13 protein-coding genes, 6 tRNA genes and 1 pseudogene are annotated in these 16149 nt (G+C 70.3%); 16 read left to right on the forward strand and 4 right to left on the reverse strand.

All coding sequences use genetic code 11. The annotated features are described in order from the left end of the window. Nucleotides 1-4 precede the first annotated feature (4 nt). Nucleotides 5-1912, reverse strand: a complete 1908-nt coding sequence (locus R3E88_17320) for a glycoside hydrolase family 15 protein (GenBank protein ID MEZ4218250.1) — start codon at nt 1910-1912, stop codon at nt 5-7. A gap of 3 nt (nt 1913-1915) precedes the next feature. Continuing rightward, the gene (locus R3E88_17325) at nt 1916-2701 is read right to left on the reverse strand and encodes a glycosyltransferase family 2 protein (protein MEZ4218251.1); all 786 of its coding nucleotides are present in this window, start codon (nt 2699-2701) and stop codon (nt 1916-1918) included. Nucleotides 2702-2816: 115 nt separating this feature from the next. Between R3E88_17325 and R3E88_17330 the strand changes: the two genes are divergently transcribed. Next, a tRNA-Leu gene (locus R3E88_17330) sits at nt 2817-2898 on the forward strand. Nucleotides 2899-2953: 55 nt separating this feature from the next. Here R3E88_17330 and R3E88_17335 read toward each other — a convergent pair. Both R3E88_17335 and R3E88_17340 read right to left on the reverse strand, forming a co-directional pair. After that, nucleotides 2954-3268 carry a hypothetical protein gene (locus R3E88_17335; GenBank protein MEZ4218252.1) on the reverse strand — a complete coding sequence of 105 codons (315 nt, stop codon included), beginning with the start codon at nt 3266-3268 and terminating at the stop codon, nt 2954-2956. A 21-nt stretch (nt 3269-3289) separates the two neighbouring features. Further along, on the reverse strand, nt 3290-3751 hold the full coding sequence (locus tag R3E88_17340; GenBank protein ID MEZ4218253.1) for a PilZ domain-containing protein: 462 nt from the start codon (nt 3749-3751) through the stop codon (nt 3290-3292). Between the two features lie 222 nt (nt 3752-3973). Here R3E88_17340 and R3E88_17345 point away from each other — a divergent pair, with 222 nt between their 5' ends. The 15 genes and pseudogenes from R3E88_17345 to rpoB all read left to right on the forward strand — a co-directional run bounded on the left by R3E88_17345 (nt 3974) and on the right by rpoB (nt 16141). Next, complete coding sequence (locus R3E88_17345; protein MEZ4218254.1) at nt 3974-5236, forward strand: DUF4388 domain-containing protein; 1263 nt, start codon at nt 3974-3976, stop codon at nt 5234-5236. Nucleotides 5237-5283: 47 nt separating this feature from the next. Then, nucleotides 5284-6156, forward strand: coding sequence for a 23S rRNA (guanosine(2251)-2'-O)-methyltransferase RlmB (gene rlmB, locus R3E88_17350; protein MEZ4218255.1), 873 nt, complete (start codon nt 5284-5286; stop codon nt 6154-6156). 116 nt (nt 6157-6272) lie between these two features. Further along, nucleotides 6273-6348 (forward strand) — tRNA-Thr (locus tag R3E88_17355). A gap of 249 nt (nt 6349-6597) precedes the next feature. Further along, nucleotides 6598-6683, forward strand: a tRNA-Tyr gene (locus R3E88_17360). Between the two features lie 126 nt (nt 6684-6809). Next, nucleotides 6810-6886, forward strand: a tRNA-Gly gene (locus R3E88_17365). A 56-nt stretch (nt 6887-6942) separates the two neighbouring features. Beyond that, a tRNA-Thr gene (locus tag R3E88_17370) sits at nt 6943-7018 on the forward strand. A gap of 147 nt (nt 7019-7165) precedes the next feature. Further along, nucleotides 7166-8356 (forward strand): elongation factor Tu, encoded by a 1191-nt coding sequence (tuf, locus tag R3E88_17375; GenBank protein MEZ4218256.1) that lies wholly within the window; start codon nt 7166-7168, stop codon nt 8354-8356. 47 nt (nt 8357-8403) lie between these two features. Next, nucleotides 8404-8479 (forward strand) — tRNA-Trp (locus R3E88_17380). A gap of 61 nt (nt 8480-8540) precedes the next feature. Beyond that, the gene (secE, locus tag R3E88_17385; GenBank protein ID MEZ4218257.1) at nt 8541-8762 is read left to right on the forward strand and encodes a preprotein translocase subunit SecE; all 222 of its coding nucleotides are present in this window, start codon (nt 8541-8543) and stop codon (nt 8760-8762) included. A gap of 52 nt (nt 8763-8814) precedes the next feature. Then, entirely contained in the window at nt 8815-9420 is a 606-nt protein-coding gene (nusG, locus tag R3E88_17390) for a transcription termination/antitermination protein NusG (protein ID MEZ4218258.1), read from the forward strand. Nucleotides 9421-9447: 27 nt separating this feature from the next. After that, nucleotides 9448-9873 (forward strand): 50S ribosomal protein L11, encoded by a 426-nt coding sequence (gene rplK, locus R3E88_17395; protein MEZ4218259.1) that lies wholly within the window; start codon nt 9448-9450, stop codon nt 9871-9873. Between the two features lie 8 nt (nt 9874-9881). Continuing rightward, nucleotides 9882-10580, forward strand: a complete 699-nt coding sequence (gene rplA, locus R3E88_17400) for a 50S ribosomal protein L1 (protein MEZ4218260.1) — start codon at nt 9882-9884, stop codon at nt 10578-10580. A 31-nt stretch (nt 10581-10611) separates the two neighbouring features. Continuing rightward, nucleotides 10612-11145 carry a 50S ribosomal protein L10 gene (gene rplJ, locus R3E88_17405; protein MEZ4218261.1) on the forward strand — a complete coding sequence of 178 codons (534 nt, stop codon included), beginning with the start codon at nt 10612-10614 and terminating at the stop codon, nt 11143-11145. A gap of 139 nt (nt 11146-11284) precedes the next feature. Then, nucleotides 11285-11665, forward strand: coding sequence for a 50S ribosomal protein L7/L12 (gene rplL, locus R3E88_17410; protein ID MEZ4218262.1), 381 nt, complete (start codon nt 11285-11287; stop codon nt 11663-11665). A gap of 303 nt (nt 11666-11968) precedes the next feature. Next, nucleotides 11969-16141, forward strand: a pseudogene (gene rpoB / locus R3E88_17415) (DNA-directed RNA polymerase subunit beta). Nucleotides 16142-16149 lie beyond the last annotated feature (8 nt).

Genomic DNA, 16149 nt, shown 5'->3' on the forward strand with positions numbered 1-16149 from the left:
GCGGCTAGCCCTCGCGCCACGCGCCCCAGCGGTGGTCGGCCGACAGCAGCGGCGCGGCGTCGATGCCCTCGTCGCGCTGGCGCAGCGCGAGGTCGAGCCGCACCGCCGCGTGCACGAGCCCGAGGTGGCTGAAGGCCTGCGGGAAGTTGCCGAGCAGCGCCCCCGTCGCCGGGTCGACCTCCTCGGCGAGCAGGCCGACGTGGTTCGCGGCGCCCGCATGGGCGGCGAACACGTCGAGCGCCTCGTCGAGCCGGCCGGCGAGCGCGAGCGCCTCCGCGAGCCAGAACCCGCAGAGCAGGAAGGCGCCCTCGGCCCCGTCGATCCCGTCCTCGCCCGCATAACGACGGAGGAAGCGGCCGACGCCGAGCTCGCGCCGCACGCGGTCGAGCGTGTGCACGACGCGCGGGTCGTCGCCGGGGAGGAATCCGTAGACGGGCAGCAGGAGCAGCGTCGCGTCGGCGTCGTCGCCGCCGTACGTCCCGGTGAAGCTCTGCGCGCGCTCGCTCCACCCGCGCGTCTCGATGTCCGAGCGCAGGCGCAGGTGCGCGGCGCGCCAGCGCTCCTGCTCGCGGTCGCCGCCGAAGAGCGGCGCGAGGCGGAGCGCGCGGTCGAGCGCGACCCACGTCATCAGCTTGCTGTGCAGGTGGTGTCGGGGACGCGCGCGCGGCTCCCAGATGCCGTGGTCGGGCTCGTCGATCGTGTCGGCGGCGCGGTCGACGAGGTGGCGGATCTCGCGCCACAGGCGCAGCGACGTGAGGCCACCGGTGTTCTCGTGCAGGAACACCGCGTCGAGCAGCGGGCCGACGATGTCGTGCTGGCGCTGCAGGGCCGCCGCGTTGCCGATGCGGACGGGCGCGCTCCCCGCATGCCCGGCGAAGTGCCCGAGGATCTCCTCGCGCGCGACGTCGTTGCCGTCGATCGACACCATGATGTCGAGCGCGCCGCGACGGTCCACGCAGTCGCGCACGAAGTGGAAGAAGCGCAGCGCCTCGGGCCCGTAGCCGATCAGGTTCATCGCGCGGATCGCCATCGCGCTGTCGCGCGTCCACGAGAACCGGTAGTCCCAGTTGCGCGTTCCGCCCGGCCACTCGGGAAGGCTCGTCGTCGGCGCGGCGACCATCGCGCCCGTCGGCGCGTACTGCAGCAGCTTCAGCGTGAGCGCGGCGCGCTGGACGTCGTGGCGCCAGGGGCCGTCGTACGAGAGGCGCGACGACCAGCGACGCCAGAAGCGGCGCGTCCGGCGCAGCTGCTCGAACGGGCGGTAGGCGGCGACCGGCTCGGGCCGGTTCTGGCGCCACGAGAGCAGGATCCAGCGGCGCTCGCCGGCGCGGAGGCGGAAGCGCGCGCCCACGCCGCCGTCGGCGCGCGGCTCGACGCGCACGCCGCCCTCGATCGCGAGCGCGAGGCGCTCGCCGTGCTCGCCCTCGGCGAGCGCGCCGTGCTCGGCGGGCGAGACGCGCGTCGCCCCGCGCGCGTAGTCGAAGCGCGGGTCGAAGACGAGCTCGAGCTCCATCTCGCCCTCGCGCGCCTCGACCAGGCGGTGCACCTCGCGCACCGAGAACTGCTCGTCGTCGCCGCTCCACGGCATCGAGTCGGTGAGCTGGACGACGCCGCGCTCGCCGCGGAACAGCGTCTGCACGACGTTCGTGCCGTCGTCGTAGGCCTGAAGGCTCTCCCACTGCTCGCCGACCGGGCCGACGCGGAAGCGGCCGCCGCGCGCGGGGTCGAGGAGCGCGGCGAACACGCTCGGCGAGTCGAAGCGCGGCAGGCAGAGCCAGTCGATCGAGCCGTCGACGCCGACGAGCGCGCAGCTCGTGCCGTCGCCGATCAGCGCGTGCTGGCCGATCGCGCCGCGGCGGCGCGCGGCGTCGAACGCGCGGGCCAGGCGCTCGGCGCTCGTGTAGAGATCCACGCGTCAGCCGGCCGCGCGCGGGCTCGACGCGGCGGGGAGCTTGCGTCCTCCGGGCTCGAAGATCGCGTAGCGGGCGAGCCCGTTGCGCTGGAGGAAGAGCTGCAGCGACGTGCCCAGCACGCCGAGCCCGTACGTGACGGAGCGGCGGAAGTCGATCGACGACGCTTCCTCGAAGTAGGCGGCCGGGCAGCTCACCTCGCCGATCGCGAAGCCCGCGTAGATGATCTGGGCGAGCATCTGGTTGTCGAAGACGAAGTCGTCCGAGTTCTCCTCGAGCGCGCACGTCGTGAGCACGTCGCGCGAGAAGGCGCGGTAGCCCGTGTGGTACTCGGAGAGCTTGGCGCCCGCGAGGAAGTTCTGCGTCGCCGTCAGGAAGCGGTTCGCGAAGTACTTGTAGTAGGGCATCCCGCCGGCGAGCGCGCTCCCGCCGAGGATGCGCGAGCCGAGCACGACGTCGAACGGGCCGTCGGTGATCATGCCGATCATCGGGGCGAGCAGCTTGGGCGTGTACTGGTAATCGGGGTGGAGCATGACGACGACGTCGGCGCCGAGCTCTAGCGCCGCGTCGTAGCACGTCTTCTGGTTGCCCCCGTACCCGCGGTTGCGCTCGTGCACGATGGTGTGGAGCCCGAGCCTGCGCGCGACCTCGACCGTGTCGTCGCGACTGGCGTCGTCGGTCACGACCACCTCGTCGACGAGGTCGAGCGGAATCTCCCGGTAGGTCTTCTCGATCGTCTTCGCCGCGTTGTAGGCCGGCATCACGACGACGATCTTCTTTCCGTGGAACAACGCTTCGGCTCCGCAGGGCTGCGAGGCCGCGCGGGCCCCGTCGGTCGTGGTCTCGCGCCGCCGCCTCGGAGCGGCGGACATCGGCGCAGCGGGAGGATAGACTCGCTCCGCCTCGGCCCGGGTGGCGGAATGGTAGACGCGGGCGACTTAAAATCGCTTGGCCTTCGGTCGTGCAGGTTCGAGTCCTGCCCCGGGTACCGCGCTTCTCCCCCTCTCAGCTCTCCTCGTCCGACCGTCGCGCGCCCGCCGAGGCTAGGCGCCCGTCGCGTCGACGAGCGCGCGCAGCTCGTCGATCTCGAGCAGCTCCTCGAGCGCATCGCGGTCGAGCAGCGTCGTGCGCTGGTAGCCGAGCTCCGGCATCTCGAGCTCGACGCGGAAGATCTCGCGCGGGGACGAGAACACCTGCCGGATCCGCACGCTCCGGACCGCGTCGCCGCTCGACAGCTCGCAGCGCAGGGAGTCGACGATGCGCTGCGAGCGCGGCACGACCCCGAACGGCGCGAGCGCGTCGGGAGCGCGGCGCGCCCGATGGTTGCCGAGGAGCTTGTACGATCCGCGCGGCTTCATGGGGGGCGGGAGGATACCCGCTCACGCGCGCGACGGGGCGCGTCGCCCCGTCGGTGTCGGTGAATCTTCGCGAGCGGGCTCGCCGTGTGCGCGCCGCACGTCCTCGAGCACGCGCTCGAGCCGATCGAGCTCGCCGTCCTCCGCGCCCACGAACTCGATTCCCATTCCGAAGTGCGCCTTCGCGCTCGCGCTCTCGATCGCCGTCTTCGTCCAGCGAACGCGCCCGACGGCGCGCACCTGCGCGCCCTCGGGCAGGTCGATCTCGACGAGCACGCGTCGCCCGGGCGACACGAGCTCGTCGGACTCCACGTACGCGCCGCCGCGCGAGACGTTTCCGCACGTGTCCTCGGAGGTGCGGAAGTACGGGCGGCCGGTGTGCGGCTCGAGCTCGGGATCGATCGTCGAGATGCGCACGCCCGCCTGGAGCGCGACGCGCCGGTAGCGCTGCGTCGCCTTCGTTGCCTCGTTCGCGTCGTCGCCCATCGCTGCGCTGCCCTCCGGCCCCGATGCGGGCCCCGCGCGGTTCGGCGCTGCCGATCGGCCTCCACGCGGTGGCAGCTTGAGCGCGGATTCGGCCCGATCGGACGCGTCGTTGCTGCGGAGCGCGCGGTTCGGCGCCTCAAGGCGTGCCGGAGGAGCGACGAAGAGGCCGCGGTCCGAAGGGCCGCCGCGCGTCGCGCGGAGCTTCACGAGAGCGGGGGACGCGTGGAAGACGGCGGAGATCTGCAGCTCGACGAGGGCCTGCGCCGGCGCCTCGGGCTCGCGGGTGGCGAGTCGATCCGCCCGCTCCGCGCGATGGGTCGCACGCTCGTGCTCGAGCGCATCGATGGCCAGCCGCGCGCCGCCGTGCCGTGGGATCGCGAGCTCGTCCTCTCCGCCGACGTCCAGTCCTTTCCCCTCGCCGACCTCTTGAGCCTCGTCCACAGCGCCGGCAAGTCCGGCTTCCTGTCCTTCACCTGCGGCAAGGTCGAGAAGTGCGTCTACCTCCACCGCGGCGAGGTGATCTTCGCGTCGTCGAACCAGAACGCAGACCGCCTCGGCGAGTGCCTGCTGCGCGACGAGCGCATCACGCTCGAGCAGCTGCGCGAGACGGAGCGGCGCTTCTCGCCGAGCGAACGGTTCGGCAAGTCGCTCGTCGAGCGCGGCGTGCTCACGCCGCGCGAGCTGTGGAACGGCGTGAAGGCACAGGTCGAGGTGATCGTCCGCTCGCTGTTCGCCTACACGACGGGCTTCGTGCACTTCTGGGAAGGCGAGGTCGAGCCCGACAACGTCGTGCGGCTCGCGCTCCCGACGCGCCGGCTGATCGCCGAAGGGCTCGAGCAGCGCGACGACCTGCTGCGCTTCGTCGCGCATCTCGAGGACGCGCGCGTGGTCCTGCGCCGTCGCGACGGGAAGCGGGACACGCTGTCGGGCAACGGGCGCGCGGTCTACGACGCGCTCGAGGACGGCGACCGGTTCCCGGCCCTCTGCCGCCGCGCGGGCTTCGACCCGCTCTCGACGGCGCGCACGCTGATGCTCCTCAAGGTGCTCGATGCAGTCGAGATCGGGACGGTCGAGGCGGACGGCGACCGCCTGCTCGTCGACCTCGACAAGGCGTCGGCCGACAGCGACGTCGTTCGCGGGCTCGTGGTCGACCACGTCGCGCTCCTGTCCGAGCTCGTGGCGCCGCTCGTGATGGTCGACGGCGAGGCCGCGGTCCGCGCGCGCCTCGGCGAGCTCGTCTCCGACGTCGCGCGCGCTCACCCGTTCCTCGACGGCATCGAGATCGGCGGCGGCTGCGTGCTCGACCCGGAGGCCGTCACGCAGCGCGCGCTCCGGATCGCGCGCGACCGTGAGGCGCACGTCTGCCAGGCCCTCGGCGAGCTCGTGACCTACATCGAGTTCGAGCTGCGCCACCACCCGCGCCTCGAGGACGCCGAGCGCTACGTCGAGGCGGTCGAGGACCTGCGGGCCAAGATCGAGCACTGACGGGGCGCGCCGGTGCGCGCGCGCGTGCGGTTCGCTAGGAGGAGCCCGTGCCTCCCCGCCGCGACGCGTCCGCCTCCCTCCACGGTCGCCCTCGCGGCGCGCGGCGCCGCGGCCGCGGCGGGACGCGCGGCGAGCGTCCCGGCATCCATCGCCTCTCGGGCATCCACTGCGTGCGCGAGGCCCTGCTCGCGGGGCGGCGCGAGCTCCTGCGCCTGTGGGTCGACGAGCAGGCGGCTCGAGGCGGCGACGTCGCGGCGCTGTGCGAGCGCGCCGCGGCGATGGGGCTGCCGGTGACGGCGGTCGCGGCCGACGACCTCGTCGCGCGCCTCGACCCGTCGGCGCGGCGCTCGAACCCGCAGGGCCTCGTGCTCGAGGCGGGGCCGCTTCCCGAGCCGACTCTCGAGGAGCTCCTCGAAGGCGCGGCGTCGGACGACTTCTGCCTGGTCGTGCTCGACGGGGTCGAGGACCCCCAGAACGTCGGGGCGATCGCGCGGGTCGCCGAGGCCGCGGGAGCCGACGGGCTCGTGCTCGGGAGCCGGCGCGCGCCCCCCATCGGGCCGGCCGCCGCTCGCGCGAGCGCGGGGGCCGTCGAGTGGCTCCCGATCGCGCGCGTTCCCAATCTCAGTAGGGCGCTCGATCAGCTGCAGGCCGCGGGACTGTGGGTGGTGGGTGCGCAGGTCGAGGCGCCGACCTCGCTCTTCGAGGTGCCGGAGCGGATCCTGCGGGGGCCGCTCGCCGTCCTGATGGGGGCGGAAGGGAAGGGGCTTCGCGAGGGCGTCCAGCGGCGCGTCGACCATCCCGTGTCGATCCCGATGGCCGGCCACGTCGGCTCGCTCAACGTCGCCACCGCGACTGCGGTCGTGCTCTTCGAGCTCGTGCGGCGCCGCGCTGCGCGGTCGGCGGGTGACGCGTCGCAGTAGCTCGGCGGTGGCGCGGGCATGTGGGTTTTCAAACCCGCTCATCCCCAAGGGCGGCTCGCTACGCGGGCTTGCTGGCGCCCGGGAGGGGTCGTATAGTCCCGCGCGTCCGTTCCCAGGCTGGCGTAGCTCAACTGGTAGAGCGACGGATTTGTAATCCGTAGGTTAAGGGTTCGAGTCCCCTCGTCAGCTCCACCTCGTCGTTCTCCCCTCGAACGAAGCGCGAAGAGTCATCGCAGGCCTGGGTCCGGACACGGCGAACGGCAACAGCAAAGAAGCTCATCACAGCGCTGCGGGTTCGGCTGCCCTTCCAGCTGCTTGGCGCGATCGCCTGCCGATCGCGACGCAGCTCGGCAGGGTGACCACCGGGGCGCTCTACGCTCATCGACAGAAACCGTTGCCTAACAAGTGGCACGCGGGTTGCGTCGGATGAGCGCGGGAACTGGAGAGGTACCGAAGCGGCCAAACGGGGCAGACTGTAAATCTGCTGGCTCATGCCTTCGGAGGTTCGAATCCTCCCCTCTCCACCACACGCCCGCCCGACGGCGGGCGCGACGGAGGGGCGAGGGGCGCGCGAGTCGCGCTTCCGAAGCCGGCAGTCACCGTCTCCCCGTGCTCCGCGGTCGGCATCTCGCGAACGGGTTCCGCCGGGTCGGGCGGGAGTAGCTCAGCTGGCTAGAGCACGAGCCTTCCAAGCTCGGGGTCGCGGGTTCGAACCCCGTCTCCCGCTCCAGACCGGCGGTGATGTTAGTCGAGCAACGCGAGGAGCGGTCTCGGGAAGCGCAATCGGCTCACGTAGCTCAGTTGGTAGAGCACGTCCTTGGTAAGGACGAGGTCAGCGGTTCAATCCCGCTCGTGAGCTCCAGATCGTCGGCCGCGCGAGGTCGACGCGGGCCGGCGAGCAAAGTGGCGACGCGGCGCACCGCCGTCGGGCAGGGCGCGCAGGTTTCGCAGCCCGGCTCGGCCCGCGACGAGCCTTCGAGTGGCGAGAAGAGGCACCCAGGGAGAGGACATGGCCAAGGAGAAGTTCGAGCGGACGAAGCCTCACGTGAACGTGGGGACGATCGGTCACGTGGACCACGGGAAGACGACGCTGACGGCGGCGATCACGGCGCGTCAGGCGCACAAGGGTCTCGCGGAGAAGGTGGACTTCGCGAACATCGACAAGGCGCCGGAGGAGCGGGAGCGCGGGATCACGATCGCGACGTCGCACGTGGAGTACCAGACGGCGTCGCGTCACTACGCGCACGTGGACTGCCCGGGTCACGCGGACTACGTGAAGAACATGATCACGGGTGCGGCGCAGATGGACGGCGCGGTGCTGGTGGTGTCGGCGGCGGACGGACCGATGCCGCAGACGCGGGAGCACGTGCTGCTGGCGCGGCAGGTGAACGTTCCTCACATCGTGGTGTTCCTGAACAAGGTGGACCAGGTGGACGACCCGGAGCTGCTGGACCTGGTGGAGCTCGAGGTGCGGGAGCTGCTGAGCTCGTACGAGTTTCCTGGGGACGACATTCCGATCGTGAAGGGTTCGGCGCTGAAGGCGGGGGAGAACCCTTCGGACGATGCGGCGAACGCGTGCATCGACGAGCTGATGGACGCGCTCGACTCGACGATTCCGCAGCCGGAGCGCGCGCTGGATCGACCTTTCCTGATGCCGATCGAGGACGTGTTCTCGATCACGGGTCGCGGGACGGTGGTGACGGGTCGGATCGAGCAGGGGATCGTGAAGACGGGCGACGAGGTGGAGATCGTCGGGATCCGAGCGACGACGAAGACGACGGTGACGGGCGTGGAGATGTTCCGGAAGCTTCTCGACGAGGGGCAGGCCGGGGACAACGTGGGTTGTCTGCTTCGGGGCACGGGGAAGGACGACGTGGAGCGGGGTCAGGTGCTGGCGAAGCCGGGATCGATCACGCCGCACACGAAGTTCAAGGCGCAGGCGTACGTGCTGACGAAGGACGAGGGGGGTCGGCACACGCCGTTCTTCAACGGGTACCGGCCGCAGTTCTACTTCCGGACGACGGACGTGACGGGCGTGGCGGAGCTTCCCGAGGGCACGGAGATGGTGATGCCCGGGGACAACGTGGAGATGACGGTCACGCTGATCACGCCGATCGCGATGGACAAGGAGCTGCGCTTCGCGATCCGCGAAGGCGGCCGCACCGTCGGCGCCGGCGTCGTCGCCGAGATCATCGAGTAGGAGCAGTCGCGGCGGCTCCGGCGGCCGCTGCGTTTCGGTAGGAACGAAGGCGCGTAGCACAATTGGTAGTGCACCGGTCTCCAAAACCGGGGGTTGGGGGTTCGAGTCCCTCCGCGCCTGCCAATCGGCGCCGCGCGGAAGGGCGCGCGGGCGTCGGGCGAGACGACGGCTCGAGGGGCGGACGATGGCGGAGTCGGGTTCGGGGTCGGGGCCGGGACGCTGGGTGCACGACGCTCGGGAGTACCTGAACGACGTGCAGGCCGAGGCCAAGAAGATCACGTGGCCCGCGCAGAAGGAGGCCATCGCCGGCGCCGTCGGCGTCGTCGTGATCTCGGCGGCCTTCGCGGCGTTCCTCGCGATCGTGGATCTCGGGCTCGGCTTCCTGCTGCGGCTCGTGCTCGGCTAGCGCGCGCCGCGCGGAGCGGACGGCGCGCGGAAGAACGGGACGAACGGAACGGGTGGAATCGATGAGCGACGAGCGCCAGAGCCTGACGGGCATCCCCGGTGTGCGACCCGGCCCTCCGCCTCCGCCGAAGGAGAAGCGCTGGTACATCGTGCACACGTACTCCGGGCAGGAGAAGCGCGCGAAGCAGAGCCTGCTCGAGCGCGCGAAGTCGTTCGGGCGCGAGGAGTACTTCGACGAGATCCTGATTCCGGAGGAGAACGTCGTCGAGATGGTGAAGGGGCAGAAGCGCACCTCGAAGCGCAAGTTCTTCCCCGGCTACATCCTGGTTCGGATGGATCTGAACGAGGAGACGTGGCACATCGTCAAGGGCACGCCGAAGATCACCGGCTTCGTCGGAGGCGGGGCGATGCCCGCGCCGATCGAGGACGAGGAAGTCGCGCGGATGACGCAGCGCATGAAGGAAGGCGCTGCGAAGCCGAAGCCCAAGATCCACTTCGAGGAGAACGAGAGCGTCCGAGTGATCAGCGGTCCGTTCGCGAACTTCTCCGGCTTCGTCGACGAGGTCATGGAAGACAAGGAGAAGCTGCGCGTGATGGTGCAGGTCTTCGGTCGCGCGACGCCGGTCGTCCTCGACTACACGCACGTCGAGAAGGCGTAGGCGTCCCAGGAGCACCAGGAGCAGCAGGTGGCGAAGAAGGTCAAGACGATCATCAAGCTGCAGTGCCCGGCCGGCGCGGCGAATCCGTCGCCTCCGGTGGGCCCCGCGCTTGGCCAGCACGGCGTCAACATCATGGAGTTCTGCAAGGCGTTCAACGCGCGTACGCAGGACCAGCAGGGGCTCATCATCCCCGCGCACATCACGGTGTACGTCGACAGCAGCTTCACGTTCGAGCTCAAGTCGCCGCCGGCGGCCGTGCTGCTCAAGCGTGCGGCGAAGATCCAGAAGGGCTCGGGCGAGCCCAACCGGAACAAGGTCGGTCGCGTGACGCGCGCGCAGCTCGAGGAGATCGCCGAGATCAAGAAGGCGGACCTCAACGCGCGCGACACGGAGATGGCCGTCCGGATCATCGCGGGAACGGCGCGCTCGATGGGCCTCGAGGTGGCGGACTAGTCATGGCATTGAGCAAGCGATTCAAGGAAGCCTCGGGCCGCGTCGACCGCGCGCGCCTCTACGCACTGGGCGAGGCCGTCGCGCTCCTCAAGGAGCTGCCGGGGGCGAAGTTCGACGAGAGCGTCGACCTCGCCGTGCGGCTCGGCGTCGACCCGAAGCACGCCGACCAGATGGTGCGCGGCGCGATCGTGCTTCCGCACGGCATCGGTCGCGACGTCCGGATCCTCGTGTTCGCGAAGGGCGACAAGGAGAAGGAGGCGCGCGAAGCGGGCGCCGACCACGTCGGCGGCGACGAGCTCGCCAAGAAGATCACCGACGAGGGCTGGCTCGAGTTCGACCGCGTGATCGCGACGCCCGACATGATGGGCGTCGTCGGCCGCCTCGGTCGCGTGCTCGGGCCCCGCGGCCTGATGCCGAACCCGAAGCTCGGAACGGTGACGCCGGACGTCGGGCGCGCGGTGGCGGAGCAGAAGTCGGGCAAGGTCGAGTACCGCGTCGACAAGGCGGGCATCGTGCACTGCTCGATCGGCAAGCGCTCGTTCGACGCGACGAAGCTCGTCGACAACGCCGGCGCGCTGCTCGACGCGATCGAGAAGGCGAAGCCCGCCGCCGCCAAGGGCACGTACATGAAGTCGATCGCGATCTCGACGACGATGGGCCCCGGCCTGCGCGTCGAGCCGAGCTCGGCACTGGTCGCGAAGGCCTGAGCGTCGGACGGCGCACGGAGAGGATGGAGTCGTGCTGACACGCGCGCAGAAGGAAGAACAGGTCGCCGTCATGCGGGACAAGATCGGTCGCGCCACGAGCATCATCGTGGCCGACTACCGCGGGCTGACGGTGGGACAGGTGGACAAGCTGCGCGGCCAGCTGCGCGCGCACGGCGGCGACGCCTACGAGTACCAGGTGGTGAAGAACTCGGTGCTGCGACTCGCGTGCGCGGGGGCGGCGGCCGAGGCGCTGAACGACCACTTCGCGGGGCCGACGGCCGTCGCGATCTCGTACGGCGACCCGGTCGGCCTGGCCAAGGTGCTCGTCGACTACGCCAAGGAGAACGAGATCTTCGCCCTGAAGGGCGGGTTCCTCGACGGCAAGGCGATCGACACCGGCGAGATCCAGACGCTCGCGACGCTGCCGAGCCTCGACCAGCTGCGCGGACAGCTCGTCGGCCTGCTGCAGGCGCCGGCGAGCAAGCTCGCGCGGCTGCTCAACGAGCCGGCCGCCCAGCTCGCGCGCCTCGTCGCCGCGCGCAAGGACGCGCTCGGCGAAGGCTAGGCGCGAGACGAATCTCCGGTCGCCCCGTGAGGGTCGCGCGGCACCGGCACCGTCGGTCGGAAGACCGGCACGAGAATCCCAAGGCGGGAGGAGACTCGCTCTCCGCCGACCGCCGGAACACAGGAAGGTTGAGGAACCCATGGCCGATTTGAACGCGATCGTCGATCAGCTCTCGCAGCTCACCGTGATGGAGGCGGCCGAGCTCGCGAAGCTCCTGGAAGAGAAGTGGGGCGTGTCGGCGGCGGCCCCGGTGGCGATCGCCGCGGGTCCGGCGGCCGGCGGTGCCGATGCCGCGGCGGCCGAGGTGAAGGACGAGTTCGACGTGATCCTCGTCGGCTTCGGCGACAAGAAGATCCAGGTCATCAAGGAGGTCCGCGGTGTGACGGGCCTCGGCCTGAAGGAAGCCAAGGACCTCGTCGAGGGCGTGCCGAAGCCGCTCAAGGAGGGCGTCAGCAAGGATGAGGCCGAGCAGATCAAGGCCAAGATCGAAGAGGCCGGCGGCCAGGTCGACATCAAGTAGGCGCGTCGGCTTCGCGCGCGATCGCGTCCGCTCGCCCGGTGCCGGGCGACGCGGGCGTGTCGCCGTTGGAGCCGGGAGCGGCGCACGGGTCGGCGGTGGTTCCGCCGCCCGGGCCACCGCCTCCCGGCCGCGCGACGCGGAGGCCGGCGACGCCGGTGGCCGCGTTCGCGTGCTCCGGTCTCCCGCGGCGCCCGTGGCCGCACCGCCGACCGATTCGGTCGGCAGCCCGGCGCGACTCGACGAGTCGCGCCCAGCCTCCGGCGCGTGCCGGAGTCGTCCATCCAAGAGGGGGCAAGCGAACCCGTGCAGCACACCACCGTCTCCGAGTTCGCGCCGCGCGTTCGCAAGGATTTCTCGAAGATCCCGCGCGTCATCGAGATTCCGAATCTTCTCGAGATCCAGAAGGAGAGCTTCGACCGCTTCCTGCAGATCGGCGTTCCGCTCGAGAAGCGCGAGAACACCGGTCTCCAGGCGGTCTTCAACTCCGTCTTCCCCATCAAGGACTTCAACGACACCGCGTCGCTCGAGTTCGTGGGGTACACGCTCGAGCAGCCGAAGTACGACGTGCAGGAGTGCCTGCACCGCGGGATGACGTACGCCGCGCCCTTCAAGGTCACCATCCGGCTGGTGGCCTGGGACGAGGCGGGCGGCGCGCAGACGATCCGCGACGTGAAGGAGCAGGAGGTCTACTTCGGGGAGATCCCGATCATGACCGACAACGGCACCTTCATCATCAACGGCACCGAGCGCGTGATCGTGTCGCAGCTGCACCGCTCGCCGGGCATCTTCTTCGACACGAGCCTCTCGACGACGGTGAGCGCGGCGGGCAAGAAGCTCTACTCGTGCCGCATCATCCCCTACCGCGGCTCGTGGCTCGACTTCGACTTCGACCACAAGGACATCATCCACGCGCGCATCGACCGCCGCCGGAAGATCCACGCGACGGTGCTGCTGCGCGCCCTCGGCTACACGCCCGAGGAGATGCTGAGCTTCTTCTACGCGCCGGAGACGGTTCGCGTCGACGGCAAGAAGTTCGAGAAGAAGGTCGTGCCCGGCCTGCTCGTCGGACAGCGTGCGACCAAGGAGGTCCGCGACGCCGACAACAACGTGATCGTCCGCAAGGACCGCAAGTTCACGGCCGCCGCGCTCCGCAAGCTCGAGGCCGCGGGCGTCGAGTGGATCCCGATCGCGGTCGAGGACCTGATCCGCACGGATGCGGTCAAGCGCGTGGCGCCGATCGACATCGTCGACGAGAGCACGGGCGAGGTCGTCCTCGAGTGCAACGAGGAGCTGACGCAGGCGCACCTCGACGACCTGCGCGAGCGCGGCATCCACGAGTTCCCGCTGCTCTACCTCGACCCGATCTCGACCGGCACCGCGCTGCGCGACACGCTGCTCGCCGACAAGATCCTCACGCAGGAGGAGGCGATCATCGAGATCTACCGGCGCCTGCGGCCGGGCGACCCGCCGACGCTCGAGACGGCGACGAACCTGTTCAACAACCTCTTCTTCAACCCCGAGCGCTACGACCTCTCGCGCGTGGGACGCCTCAAGGTGAACCACAAGCTCGGCTTCGATCCGGCCGAGCGCGTGCGCTGGCAGCCCTCCGGCGTCAACGGGCCCGAGGAGGAGACGACGATCGGCGAGCTGCCGACGCTGCGGCGCGACGACATCCTGGCCGCGCTCAAGTACCTCGTCGACCTGAAGAACGGCTCCGACCCCGACAAGCGCATCGACGACATCGACCATCTCGGCAATCGGCGCGTGCGCGTCGTCGGCGAGCTGCTCGAGAACCAGTACCGCATCGGCCTCGTGCGAATGGAGCGCGCGATCAAGGAGCGCATGTCGCTCCAGGAGATCGAGACGCTGATGCCGCACGACCTGATCAACTCGAAGCCGGTGTCGGCCGTGATCAAGGAGTTCTTCGGCTCGAGCCAGCTCAGCCAGTTCATGGACCAGACGAACCCGCTGTCGTCGGTCACGCACAAGCGGCGGCTCTCGGCGCTCGGGCCGGGCGGTCTCACGCGCGAGCGCGCGGGCTTCGAGGTGCGCGACGTGCACCCGACGCACTACGGCCGCATCTGCCCGATCGAGACGCCGGAAGGCCCGAACATCGGCCTGATCGCGTCGCTCTCGACCTACGCGCGCGTGAACGACTTCGGCTTCATCGAGACGCCGTACCGCGTGGTGAAGGACGGCACCGTCAAGAGCGAGGTGAAGTTCCTGTCGGCGCTCGAGGAGGAGCGCATCGCGATCGCGCAGGCGAGCGCGCCCGTCGACGCGACGGGCAAGTTCGTGAACGACTCGGTGTCGGCCCGGAAGCAGGGCGAGTTCATGATGGTCGCGCCCGACGACATCTCGATGATGGACGTCTCGCCGAACCAGCTCGTGTCGGTCGCGGCGTCGCTCATCCCGTTCCTCGAGCACGACGACGCGAACCGCGCACTGATGGGCTCGAACATGATGCGGCAGGCCGTGCCGCTCCTGCGGACGGCCGCGCCGCTCGTCGGCACCGGCATGGAGGCGGTCGTCGCGCGCGACTCGGGCGTGACGGTCGTGGCGAAGCGCGACGGCGTCGTCGAGTCCGTCGACGCGTCGCGCATCGTGATCAAGCCGGACGACGACGAGGGCGCCGAGGTGTCGAACGTCGACATCATCAACCTCATCAAGTACCAGCGCTCGAACCAGAACACGTGCATCAACCAGAAGCCCATCGTGCGCATCGGCGACCGCGTCACGCGCGGGCAGGTGATCGCGGACGGTCCGGCGACGGACCGCGGCGAGATGGCGCTCGGCTGCAACGTGCGCGTCGCGTTCATGCCGTGGGGCGGATACAACTTCGAGGACTCGATCCTCATCTCGGAGCGCGTGGTCAAGGAGGACCTGTTCACCTCGATCCACATCGAGGAGTTCGAGTGCGTCGCGCGCGACACCAAGCTCGGCAAGGAGGAGATCACGCGCGACATCCCGAACGTCGGCGAGGAGGCGCTCGCCGACCTCGACGAGTCGGGCATCGTGCGGATCGGCGCCGAGGTCAAGCAGGACGACATCCTCGTCGGGAAGATCACGCCGAAGGGCGAGACGCAGCTCTCGCCCGAGGAGCGGCTCCTGCGCGCGATCTTCGGCGAGAAGGCGGGCGACGTGCGCGACACGTCGCTGCGCGTCCCGCCGGGCGTGCGCGGCACCGTGATCGGCGCGCAGGTCTTCTCGCGCCGCGGCGTCGAGAAGGACGAGCGCGCGCGCGCGCTGGAAGAGGCGGAGATCGAGCGCCTGCGGAAGGACCAGGCCGACGAGGTCCGCATCATTCGGCAGGGCGCCGCCTCGAAGGTGCGCGACCTCCTGCTCGGCAGGCGCGCCGCGACGGCGCTCGCCGACGAGCGCCGCGGCGTCGAGTTCTTCGCCGCGGGTGCGGAGCTCACGAGCGCCGTGCTCGCCGAGGTGCCCGATCGGCGCCTGCGCGAGGTGCAGGTCGACGAGAAGGCGGCACAGGCCCAGGTCGATCGCCTGTTCGAGAAGGTCGAAGAGCAGGCCAACGTGATCAAGACCGTCTTCGACGAGAAGATCGCGCGGCTCAAGAAGGGCGACGAGCTGCCGCCGGGCGTCTTCAAGATGGTCAAGGTCTACGTGGCCATCAAGCGCAAGCTGTCCGTCGGTGACAAGATGGCCGGCCGCCACGGCAACAAGGGCGTCATCTCGCGCATCCTGCCCGAGGAGGACATGCCCTACCTGCCGGACGGCTCGCCCGTCGACGTCTGCCTCAACCCGCTCGGCGTGCCGTCGCGCATGAACATCGGCCAGATCCTCGAGACCCACCTCGGGTGGGCCGCACACGGGCTCGGTCGCAGCATCGGCCGGATGGTCGACGAGCAGGCGAGCCCGGCGCGCATGCGCGAGAAGCTCGCCGAGGTCTACGGCGACGAGGTGAAGTCGGCGCTCGCGAAGGCCTCCGACGAGGCCGTGCTCGACCTGGCGCGGAACGTCCGCAACGGGATCCACGTCGCGAGCAACGTCTTCGACGGAGCGACGGAGCAGCAGGTCAAGGACGAGCTCACGCGCGCGAACCTGCGCTCGTCGGGCCAGACCATCCTGTTCGACGGCCGCACCGGCGAGCCGTTCGACATGGACGTCACCGTCGGCATCATGTACGTGCTGAAGCTCCACCACCTCGTCGACGACAAGATCCACGCGCGGAGCATCGGGCCCTACAGCCTCGTCACGCAGCAGCCGCTCGGCGGCAAGGCGCAGTTCGGCGGACAGCGCCTCGGCGAGATGGAGGTGTGGGCCATGGAGGCGTACGGCGCCGCCTACGGCCTGCAGGAGTTCCTGACGGTCAAGTCGGACGACGTGCTCGGCCGCACGCGCATCTACGAGTCGATCGTCAAGGGCGAGAACACGCTCGAGCCCGGCCTGCCCGAGAGCTTCAACGTGCTCGTGAAGGAGCTCCAGGCTCTCGGTCTCGACATCGAGCTCATCGAGGACCACGC

The sequence above is a fragment of the Myxococcota bacterium genome, from assembly GCA_041389495.1.
Classification (GTDB): domain Bacteria; phylum Myxococcota_A; class UBA9160; order UBA9160; family UBA4427; genus JAWKRT01.

What these genes read in the sequence shown, in the direction of transcription:
- R3E88_17335 (MEZ4218252.1), bottom strand. Translation starts at nt 3,268, where the DNA reads ATGAAGCCGCGCGGATCGTACAAGCTCCTCGGCAACCATCGGGCGCGC.
- R3E88_17340 (MEZ4218253.1), bottom strand. Translation starts at nt 3,751, where the DNA reads ATGGGCGACGACGCGAACGAGGCAACGAAGGCGACGCAGCGCTACCGG.
- tuf (MEZ4218256.1), top strand. Translation starts at nt 7,166, where the DNA reads ATGGCCAAGGAGAAGTTCGAGCGGACGAAGCCTCACGTGAACGTGGGG.
- rplL (MEZ4218262.1), top strand. Translation starts at nt 11,285, where the DNA reads ATGGCCGATTTGAACGCGATCGTCGATCAGCTCTCGCAGCTCACCGTG.
- secE (MEZ4218257.1), top strand. Translation starts at nt 8,541, where the DNA reads ATGGCGGAGTCGGGTTCGGGGTCGGGGCCGGGACGCTGGGTGCACGAC.